We start from the raw sequence: 9,678 nt of genomic DNA on the forward strand, positions 1-9,678 counted from the left end.
GCGTGAAGGCATTCGCGAGGATCAGGACCGCGATCAGGCCGGCGACGATGCGGATATCCATGCCTTCGCGGAAGAGAGCGGTGGCGATCAGCCCGAGCCCGACCCAGAAGATCACGCGTAGCGTCTGCGTGCCGAGGCCCGCTGCGACGCCTGCGCCCAGCAGCAGGCCGACGGTCAGCGCCAAGCCGATCGTGCCGGCGAAGAGCGGCGTGAAGCCATGGAACAGCATGAAGACGAGTACGGCGAGCGGCAGGGCGAGATACCAGCGCTCGCGCAAGGCCTTCAGCGGGCTCGGCAGCATGGCGCGCTCGATGCCCTTGAGGCCATATTTGCCGGCTTCCAGATGCACCATCCAGAAGGCCGAGGCGAAATAGAGCACGGCGGGGATCGCGGCTGCCTTGACGATCTCGGCATAGGGCACGCCCAGCGTCTCGGCCATGATGAAGGCGACGGCCCCCATCACCGGCGGCATGATCTGGCCGCCCATCGAGGCTGTCGCCTCGACGCCGGCGGCGAAGGCGCGCCGATAGCCGAACTTGATCATCAGCGGAATGGTGAACTGGCCGACGGTCACGACATTGGCGACGCCGGAGCCTGAGATCATCCCCATCATGCCCGACGAGACCACGGCGACCTTGGCGGGACCGCCGCGCGATCCTCCGAAGAGGCCGAGCGAGACGTCGTTGAAGAGATGGATCATCCCGGCCTTCTCGAGGAAGGAACCGAAGACGATGAACAGGAAGATATAGGTCGCCGAGACGTAGATCGGCGTGCCGTAGAAGCCCTCGGTGCCGAAGGAGAGATGGCCGATGATCTGGTCGAAGCCGTAGCCGCGATGGTTGAACGGCGCCGGCAGGTACTGGCCGAAGAACCAGTAGAGCAGGCAGATGCCGCACATGATCGGCAGGGCGTTGCCCATCAACCGGCGTGCGGCCTCGAAGATCAGCACGATCAGCAGCGTGCCGACGACGAGATCGAGCGTCGAGGGGTCGCCGTCGCGCAGGATCAGGTCGGCATAGAAGATCCATTGGTAGAGGCCGAGGCCGAAGCCGAGGACGCCGAGCGCCCAGCCGAACACGCGACCGGGCGTATCCTTCGCCCGGAAATTGGCGACGAGACCAAACGAGAGCAGCAGCAGGAAGCCGACATGGACGCCGCGCGCCGCCTGACTCGGCAGGAAGTTCCAGGCGGAGATCGCGATCTGGAAGGCCGCAAAAGCGATCGCCAGGCCATAAGCGAAGAACCCCCAGCCGCCGGGGCCGAAGCCGGGTGGGAAGCCATGCTCGAAATTGTCGAGATCGGGATGCTCGATCGGAACCGGGGTGGCGCCGGAAAGGGCTTCAAGCTGGTCGGTCTCGGCGGTGGCCATGGTCGAAGTCCTGCCGGTGTCATGGTGTCATCCCGCATGCGCCGCGGCATGTCGGTGCTGCGGCGCAGATGCGGGATCGTTTTCAGAAAGAGGCGCTTCTCGTCGCGCGGTCCCGTGTCTGCGCAGCAGCGTTGCACGCTGCAGCGCGCACGGGATGACACGCGTCATTCAAGCGTTACGAGCCGGTCTTCAGGCCCTTTTCCTTCAGGTAGCGCGCGGCGCCGGGATGCAGTGGGATCGGCATGCCGTCGAGCGCCTTCTCCAGCTTGATCTCCTTGCCCGCCGCATGCGAGGCGGCGAGATCGCCGAGATTGTCGAAGATGGCCTTGGTCATCTGGTAGACCACCTCTTCCTTCACGCCCTCATGGGTGACGAGGTAGTTGACCACAGCGGCCGTGTTCACGTCGCTGGTCTGGCCGGTATAGGTATTGGCCGGGATCGGGGCGCTGATGAAGGGCGGGCCGGCCTTGTCGATCACGGCCTTGGGCACCTCGACGACATTGATCTCGACGGAGGTCGCGAGATCGCGCAGCGAGGCGACGCCGAGGCCGGCGGATTGCAAGGTGGCGTCGAGCTGGCGGTTCTTCATCAGCTCGACCGATTCGGCGAAGGGCAGGTACTCGATCTTGCCGAGATCCTTGTAGGTGATACCGGCGGCGGCGAGGATCGCGCGGGCATTGAGCTCGGTGCCGGATTTCGGCGCGCCGACCGAGAGCCGCTTGCCCTTGAGATCGGCCAGCGTCTTGATGCCGCTCTCCTTGGAGGCGACGATCTGGACATAGTTCGGATAGATCGCGGTGACGCCGCGCAGCTTCTTCAGCGGGGACTTGAAGCCGGCCTCCTCGTCGCCCTTCCAGGCGGCGTCGAGCGAATCGCCGAGCGTGAAGGCGATCTCGCCGCGGCCCTGCTGGAGAAGGACGAGATTCTCGACCGAGGCCTTGGTTGCCTGCACGGTCGGCCGGACGTTCGGGATCTTCTCGCCGTAGATCTTCGAGAGCGCGACGCCCATCGGGTAGTAGACGCCGGAGGTGCCGCCGGTCAGGATGTTGATGAAGTCCTGGGCGCTGGCCTTCACCGGAAGGGCCGCGAGCGCGACAGCAGCAGCAAGGCCGGCAAGATGCCGGGCCCGAAACAACGATTTCATGACGTCTCCTCGATTGCGTGATCCGGCTCATGCGGCCAGTTGTCGCAATTCTAGAGCATGCTGAACCGGAAAGGGAAAGCGCCCGACAATAGGTAGGAGTTCGCCTTTAGCCGAAGAGGCGGGCTGGTTTCGCCATGATTGGCTGCCTATCTGCGGGTTCGCACGGCAACCTCGCCATGGGCGGGCCGGCCGTGCCTTTCGAACAACGAGTGACCAGGGACGACATGCACGACCGCGCCGAGCAGGGTAGCAGCCAGGGGCTTCGCCTCGACCGACGGACTCTTCTTGCAGGTGCGGGCGCGACAGCGACGCTGGCAGCGCTCGGCTTCGCGCCGGAGGCGCTGGCGCAGCAGGGGCTGAAGCTCGGGGACAGCGGGGATTTCAGCTTCGAAGCCCTGAAAGCGCGCGCGAAGGAGATGGCCGGCAAGCCCTATGAGGCGCCGCCGAGCCCGCGGCCCGAGGTGATGCAGCGGATCGACTACGACGCCCACGGCAAGATCCGGTTCAAGCCGGAATCGGCGCTTTGGGCGAACGGTCCTTCGCCCTGGCCGGTGACCTTCTTCCATCTCGGCCGCTTCTTCCAGAAGCCGGTGCGCATGCATGTGGTCGAGGATGGCAGGGCCCGCGAGATCGTCTACGACGCCAGCTATTTCGAGATGCCGGCCAATTCGCCCGCCCGCGAGCTTCCGGCGGGCGCGGGCTTCGCCGGTTTCCGCCTGCAGGAAAGCCGCAGCGGCCATCCCGGCCGCAATGGCGAGGCGCTGGACTGGAAGACGAACGACTGGGTCGCCTTCCTCGGCGCCTCCTATTTCCGTGCCATCGGCGAGCTCTACCAGTACGGGCTGTCGGCGCGCGGCGTCGCGATCGATCCGGCCGTCTCCGGCAAGACCGAGGAATTCCCCGACTTCACCCATATCTGGCTGGAAACGCCGCAGGCGGGGGCGGAATATGTCGTGGTCTATGCGCTGCTATCGGGGCCAAGCCTTGCCGGCGCCTATCGCTTCCGCATGCATCGCGGCAAGGGCGTCACCATGGAGATCGAGACCGCGCTTCATCTGCGCAAGGATGTCTCCCGGCTCGGCATCGCGCCGCTGACCTCGATGTTCTGGTATTCAGAGACAGCGAAGCCGATGGCCATCGACTGGCGCCCGGAAGTGCATGATTCCGACGGGCTCGCCCTCTGGACCGGGTCGGGCGAGCGCGCCTGGCGCCCCCTCAACAATCCTCCACGGACCATGGCCTCCGCCTTCGTCGACAATGATCCTCGCGGTTTCGGCCTGATGCAGCGCGACCGCGAGACCGGGCATTATCTCGACGGCGTGCATTACGAGCGCCGCCCGAGCCTCTGGGTCGAGACCACCGGCCAATGGGGCCGAGGCTCCGTCCAGCTCGTCGAAATCCCGACCGATGACGAGATCCACGACAACATCGTCGCGATGTGGGTGCCGGAGGCGCCGGCCCGGGCGGGCAATGCTTATGATTTCCGCTACACGCTGCACTGGCTCGCCGACGAGCCCTTCCCGACCCAGCTCGGCCGGGTCGTCGCGACGCGGCTCGGCAATGGCGGCCAGCCGGGAACGGCGCGGCCGCGGGGCGTGCGCAAGTTCATGGTCGAGTTTTTGGGGCCTGCGCTGGAGGCGGTGCCCTTCGGCGTCAAGCCGGAGGTCGTGCTCTCGACCTCGCGCGGCAGCTTCTCCTATGTCTTCGCCGAGGCCATGCCGGACGACGTGCCCGGCCATTGGCGCGCCCAGTTCGATCTCTCGGTCGCCGGCAGCGATCCGGTGGAGATGCGCTGCTATCTCAAGACGGGCGATACCGTGCTGACCGAAACCTGGCTCTATCAGTATCTGCCGTTCTGAGCGGGGACAGGCGCGGAATCGCGCTTGCTCCGGCGTGGACGTAACATTATATCGTTTCTCATGGTCCACGCGCACGCTCCTCACACGCATCGCGCTGCCTCGGAAGCTCCGGGGTGGTCGCTGCTGCGTCTGTCGGCGGGGACGCGCGTGGGATTGGCCGCTGCCATCGTTGCCCTGCTCTGGCTGGCGACGCTGGCCGTGATCCTGTGATCGAGTAGCGTTATGTCTGCCATCCGCCTGACCGATCTGACGCTGGGCTATGATCGCCATCCGGCGGTGCATCACCTCTCCGGCGAGATCGCAACCGGGAGCCTGACGGCCATCGTCGGGCCGAACGGCGCCGGCAAGTCGACCTTGCTCAAGGGCATTGCCGGGGCGCTGGCACCGCTCTCAGGCGGCGTCGCGCTCGCGAAGGGCAAGCGGCTCGCCTATCTCCCGCAATCGGCGGATCTCGACCGCTCCTTCCCGATCCATGTCTACGATCTCGTCGCGATGGGGCTGTGGAACCGGGCCGGCATCTTCGGCCAGATCGGTGCGGGCGCTGCTCACAAGATCGAGCATGCCATCGCGGCGGTGGGCCTGACCGGCTTCGAGCGCCGGCCGATCGGCACGCTCTCCGGCGGGCAGATGCAGCGGGCGCTGTTCGCGCGGCTCTTGCTGCAGGATGCCGACGTGATCCTGCTCGACGAGCCCTTCACCGCGATCGATGCGCGCACGACCGCCGATCTGCTCGAACTCGTCAGGCGCTGGCATGGCGAGAGCCGCACCGTCGTCGCCGTGCTGCACGATATCGAGACGGTCCGGCAGGTCTTCCCGCAGACATTGCTGCTGGCGCGTGAGGCTGTGGCCTGGGGCGAGACCGCGACGGTGCTGACGCCGGAAAACCTCTTGAAGGCGCGGCGCATGGTCGAGTCTTTCGACAGCCACGCCGCTCCCTGCCAGCGCGACGCGGCGTAGCGTTTGGCTTCATCGATCGTCCGCAATCTGCGCCGTCATTCCGGGCGCAGCGAAGCGGAGACCCGGAATCCATCTTAGGGCGCTGCGCTCTCCGATGGGTTCCGGATCGGCGCGGCTTCGCCGCTTGTCCGGAATGACGAAAATTGGTTGCCAGCGTTGCTCTACGATCTCCTCATCGGCCCCTTCGCCGAATTCGACTTCATGCGCCGTGCCCTTGTCGGCGTGGCGGCGCTCTCCGTCTCGGGAGCGCCGATCGGCGTCTTCCTGATGCTCCGGCGGATGAGCCTGACCGGCGATGCCATGGCGCATGCGATCCTGCCCGGCGCGGCGCTGGGCTATCTCGTCGCCGGCTTCTCTCTGCCGGCGATGACGATCGGCGGGCTCGCTGCCGGTTTCGCGGTGGCGCTGGCGGCCGGTGCGGTGGCGCGGGCGACCGTGCTCAAGGAGGACGCCTCGCTTGCCGCCTTCTATCTGATTTCGCTCGCGCTCGGTGTCACCATCGTCTCGCTCAGGGGCTCGGCCATCGACCTGCTCCATGTGCTCTTCGGCAATGTGCTGGCGCTCGACGATCAGGTGCTGATCCTGCTCGCCGGTGTCGCGACCGTGTCTCTGCTGTCGCTGGCGGCGCTCTATCGGCCGCTGGTGCTGGAATGCGTCGATCCCGGCTTCCTGCGCTCGGTCAGCCGCTCCGGCGGCTTTGTGCACCTGACCTTCCTCGCGCTGGTCGTGCTCAATCTCGTCGCCGGATTCCATGCGCTGGGGACCTTGCTCGCCGTCGGCATGATGATGCTGCCGGCTGCGGCTGCGCGCTTCTGGACGGCCGATATCACGCGCCTGCTGCTGCTCGCGGCCGGTTTCGGCATGGTTTCCGGCTATGCCGGGCTCGTGACGTCCTACGCGGCGGGGTCGAGCCTGCCGGCGGGGCCGTCGATCATCCTGGCGGCGGGGGCGATCTATCTGGGGTCGCTCCTGTTCGGTTCGCAGGACGGACTTGCGCGGCGCCTCTTGCCCCGCGCCCATCTCCAGAGATAGAAACGTTATATCGTTTCATTTCTCGGAGTCTCCCATGCCCAACCGCCGCGCCCTTGTCGCCGGTCTTGCTTTCGGGTTTGCCGCAGCCGCCACGCCGTTCGGTGCTTTCGCGCAAGACAGCGCACAAGCGAAGCTGCCGGTGGTGGCAAGTTTCTCGATCCTCGGCGATTTCGCCCGGCAGATCGGCGGCGATCGCATCAGCGTGACGACGCTGGTCGGCCCCGACGGCGACGCGCATGTCTATTCGCCGACGCCGGGCGACGCGAAGGCGATGGCCGCAGCCAAGCTCGTCCTCGTCAACGGCCTGCATTTCGAGGGCTGGCTGCCGCGTCTCGTCAAATCCTCCGGCACGAAGGCGACGCTGGCCGAGGCGACGAAGGGCATCACGCCGCTCGAAGCCGATGACGACCATGACGACAAGGACAAGGGCGGTCACGCGCATGCCCATGGCCATGACGATCCGCATGCCTGGCAGAGCATCGCCAATGCGAAGGTGTATGTCGCCAATACCCGGGACGCGCTGAGTGCGGCCGATCCCGCCGGCAAGGCGAGCTACGAGGCCAATGCGACGGCCTATCTCGCCGAACTCGACAGGCTCGAAGGCGAGGTGAAGGCCGCCATCGCGCGCATTCCGGCCGAGCGGCGCAAGGCGATCACCACCCATGACGCCTTCGGCTATTTCGTGAAGGCCTATGGCATCGCCTTCGTCGCGCCGCAGGGCGTCTCGACCGAGGCCGAGGCTTCCGCCAGGGATGTCGCCCGCATCATCCGGCAGGTGAAGGCGCAGAAGATTCCGGCCGTCTTCCTCGAGAACGTCACGAATCCCCGCCTTGTCGAGCAGATTGCGCGGGAGAGCGGCGCCAAGGTCGGCGGCCGGCTCTATTCGGACGCGCTCTCGGTCGCAACCGGCCCGGCGGGGACTTACATCCGGATGATGAAGCACAATATAAGCGAAATCGAAAAGGCGCTGACCGCCGGCCCGGCCTGATCCGGGCGGTGTCCTCCTCGCGTCGCAGTCATTCAGGTCAAGCCATGTCCGAGAAAATCCCCGTCACGGTGCTCACCGGCTATCTGGGCGCCGGCAAGACCACGCTCCTCAACCGCATCCTGACCGAGGATCACGGCAAGAAATTCGCCGTGATCGTCAACGAGTTCGGCGAGGCCGGCATCGATGGCGACCTCATCGTCGGCGCCGACGAGGAAATCTTCGAGATGAACAACGGCTGCATCTGCTGCACCGTGCGCGGCGACCTGATCCGCATCCTCGACGGCTTGATGAAGCGCAAGGGCAAGTTCGACGCGATCATCGTCGAGACCACCGGTCTCGCCGATCCCGCGCCGGTCGCGCAGACCTTCTTCGTCGATCAGGATGTCGGCGACGCCACCCGCCTCGACGCGGTCGTGACCGTGACCGATGCCAAGTGGCTGAAGGACCGGCTCAGGGATGCGCCGGAGGCGAAGAACCAGATCGCCTTCGCCGATGTCATCGTACTCAACAAGACCGATCTCGTCACGGCGGAAGAGCTCGCCGATGTCGAGGCGGCGATCCGCGCCATCAACCCCTATGCCAAGCTGCACAAGGCCGAGCGGGCCAATGTCGATATTGCCGCGCTGCTCGACCGCAATGCCTTCGATCTCGACCGCATCCTCGATATCGAGCCGGATTTCCTCGAAGCCGGGCATCACCATCACCATGCCGAGGATGTGCGCTCGATCTCGCTGACGATTCCCGGCGAAGTCGATCCCGAGAAGTTCATGCCGTGGATCAACGACCTCACGCAGATCCAGGGGCCGAACATCCTGCGCTCCAAGGGCATCCTGGCCTTCAAGAACGAGCCGCGCCGCTTCGTCTTCCAGGGCGTGCACATGATCCTGGACGGCGACCTGCAGCGCGACTGGAAGGATGGCGAGACCCGCGAGAGCCGCCTCGTCTTCATCGGGCGCGATCTCAACGAGAATGAGCTGCGCAAGGGGTTTGAAGCCTGCGCGGCCTGAGTTAAAGCCGCGTCATGACGACGATGACCCCACCCGTCTCGCTGCGCGAGCATGTTACCTCGATCACTGCCGAGACGCATGTCGTCGCGGTCCACTGGCTGAAGCAGGGGCTCGTGCTCGCGCTCGCCGACGGGCGCGTGCTGCGCTGGCGCGACGGCGCCCTTGTCGACAGCGTCGAGGCTCATGCCGGCGGCATCCTCTGCGCCACCGGCGACGGCGAGCGCCTGATCACCGGCGGCGATGACGGGCGCGTCGTCGCGACGGGCTTCGACGGCGAACCGGCCGAGATCGCGAAAGATCCGAAGCGCCGCTGGATCGACGCGATCACGCTGTCGGCCTCGGGCAATCTCGCCTGGAACACCGGCAAGACCGTCCACGCTCGCGACGAGAAGGGCCGTGTCCGCACGCTGGACGCGGCGAGCACGCCGCAGGGCCTCGTCTTCGCGCCGAAGGGCTATCGCCTCGCCATCGCCCAGATGAACGGCGTTTCGCTGTGGTATCCGAACACCGAGGCCAAGCCGGAATTCCTGGACTGGAAGGGCTCGCATCTCGACGTGGCCTGGTCGCCTGACGGGCGCTTCGTCGTCTCCTCGATGCAGGAGAACGCGCTGCATGGCTGGAAGCTCGGCGACAAGCCCGGCCATATGCGGATGACCGGCTACCCGGCAAAGCCCCGCTCGCTGTCCTGGTCGCATGACGGGCTCTGGCTGGCCTCCAGCGGCGCGGACGGCGCGATCGTCTGGCCGTTCCAGGGCGATGGGCCCCAAGGCAAGGCGCCGCGCGAATGCGGCGTGCGCCATGCCCGCGTCACGCGGGTCGCCTTCCATCCGGGCGCGCTGGTGCTGGCTATCGGCTACGATGACGGCTGCATCCTGATGGTGCGATTGACCGACGGCTCCGAACTGCTGGTGCGGCCGGCCCTGCGCGGCAGCGGCATCAGCGCCTTCGCCTGGGACAAGGCCGGGAAGCGGCTCGCCTTCGGCGCCGAGGACGGCGCGGCCGGCGTGCTCGTCCTGCCGAGCTGAGCGCGATGCGCTTCGGCCTCTTCGGCAAGCCCGAGACCCGCAAGGGCGGCGATGCGAAGGCCGAAGCCAAGGCGCTGTCCGAACGCATGAAGGTTCAGGTCAGGGAGCTTCTCGGCCTGTCCGAGACGGCTGCGATCGCCGTCAACGAGATCATCTGCGCCGATCCCGCCTGCCCGGGCAGCGAGACCGTGATCCTGGTGATGAAGCCCGGCGAGAAGACCCGCGCCTACAAGCTGCAGATGGCGATGGCCGAGGTGACGGCGGAAGCGCTGGGGGAAGCCCTGCGGTCCTAGGGCT

At 66.4% G+C, this 9,678-nt stretch carries 9 protein-coding genes; 7 read left to right on the forward strand and 2 right to left on the reverse strand.

Going from position 1 to position 9,678, the window contains the following annotated elements; genetic code table 11:
• Positions 1–1,369 (reverse strand): TRAP transporter permease (locus JHD80_RS25480; RefSeq protein WP_199093120.1); only part of this gene is annotated, 1,369 nt, incomplete at its 3' end.
• 175 nt (positions 1,370–1,544) lie between these two features.
• Positions 1,545–2,513, reverse strand: coding sequence for a TAXI family TRAP transporter solute-binding subunit (locus JHD80_RS25485; protein ID WP_199093122.1), 969 nt, complete (start codon positions 2,511–2,513; stop codon positions 1,545–1,547).
• A gap of 224 nt (positions 2,514–2,737) precedes the next feature.
• Between JHD80_RS25485 and JHD80_RS25490 the strand changes: the two genes are divergently transcribed.
• From JHD80_RS25490 to JHD80_RS25520, 7 genes are all read left to right on the forward strand, one after another.
• Positions 2,738–4,372: an OpgD/OpgG family glucan biosynthesis protein gene (locus JHD80_RS25490; protein WP_199093137.1), complete on the forward strand. Its 1,635-nt coding sequence runs from the start codon at positions 2,738–2,740 to the stop codon at positions 4,370–4,372.
• Positions 4,373–4,594: 222 nt separating this feature from the next.
• Positions 4,595–5,329 (forward strand): zinc ABC transporter ATP-binding protein AztA, encoded by a 735-nt coding sequence (gene aztA / locus JHD80_RS25495; protein WP_199093125.1) that lies wholly within the window; start codon positions 4,595–4,597, stop codon positions 5,327–5,329.
• A 201-nt stretch (positions 5,330–5,530) separates the two neighbouring features.
• A complete protein-coding gene (locus JHD80_RS25500; RefSeq protein WP_199093139.1) occupies positions 5,531–6,361 on the forward strand; it encodes a metal ABC transporter permease in 831 nt (276 codons plus the stop codon).
• A gap of 34 nt (positions 6,362–6,395) precedes the next feature.
• Positions 6,396–7,349: a metal ABC transporter substrate-binding protein gene (locus JHD80_RS25505; RefSeq protein WP_199093128.1), complete on the forward strand. Its 954-nt coding sequence runs from the start codon at positions 6,396–6,398 to the stop codon at positions 7,347–7,349.
• Positions 7,350–7,393: 44 nt separating this feature from the next.
• On the forward strand, positions 7,394–8,356 hold the full coding sequence (locus JHD80_RS25510; RefSeq protein WP_199093130.1) for a CobW family GTP-binding protein: 963 nt from the start codon (positions 7,394–7,396) through the stop codon (positions 8,354–8,356).
• 14 nt (positions 8,357–8,370) lie between these two features.
• On the forward strand, positions 8,371–9,381 hold the full coding sequence (locus JHD80_RS25515) for a WD40 repeat domain-containing protein (RefSeq protein ID WP_199093132.1): 1,011 nt from the start codon (positions 8,371–8,373) through the stop codon (positions 9,379–9,381).
• A gap of 5 nt (positions 9,382–9,386) precedes the next feature.
• Positions 9,387–9,674 carry a hypothetical protein gene (locus JHD80_RS25520; protein ID WP_199093134.1) on the forward strand — a complete coding sequence of 96 codons (288 nt, stop codon included), beginning with the start codon at positions 9,387–9,389 and terminating at the stop codon, positions 9,672–9,674.
• The last annotated feature ends 4 nt before the right edge of the window (positions 9,675–9,678 follow it).

The organism is Allobosea sp. ASV33 (assembly GCF_016428755.1).
In the GTDB taxonomy this organism is placed as follows: Bacteria; Pseudomonadota; Alphaproteobacteria; order Rhizobiales; family Beijerinckiaceae; genus Allobosea.

Excerpts from the sequence above, each read along its gene's own strand:
- JHD80_RS25510 (WP_199093130.1), top strand. The coding sequence starts at position 7,394 with ATGTCCGAGAAAATCCCCGTCACGGTGCTCACCGGCTATCTGGGCGCC.
- JHD80_RS25505 (WP_199093128.1), top strand. The coding sequence starts at position 6,396 with ATGCCCAACCGCCGCGCCCTTGTCGCCGGTCTTGCTTTCGGGTTTGCC.
- JHD80_RS25515 (WP_199093132.1), top strand. The coding sequence starts at position 8,371 with ATGACGACGATGACCCCACCCGTCTCGCTGCGCGAGCATGTTACCTCG.
- JHD80_RS25485 (WP_199093122.1), bottom strand. The coding sequence starts at position 2,513 with ATGAAATCGTTGTTTCGGGCCCGGCATCTTGCCGGCCTTGCTGCTGCT.
- JHD80_RS25500 (WP_199093139.1), top strand. The coding sequence starts at position 5,531 with ATGCGCCGTGCCCTTGTCGGCGTGGCGGCGCTCTCCGTCTCGGGAGCG.
- aztA (WP_199093125.1), top strand. The coding sequence starts at position 4,595 with ATGTCTGCCATCCGCCTGACCGATCTGACGCTGGGCTATGATCGCCAT.
- JHD80_RS25520 (WP_199093134.1), top strand. The coding sequence starts at position 9,387 with ATGCGCTTCGGCCTCTTCGGCAAGCCCGAGACCCGCAAGGGCGGCGAT.
- JHD80_RS25490 (WP_199093137.1), top strand. The coding sequence starts at position 2,738 with ATGCACGACCGCGCCGAGCAGGGTAGCAGCCAGGGGCTTCGCCTCGAC.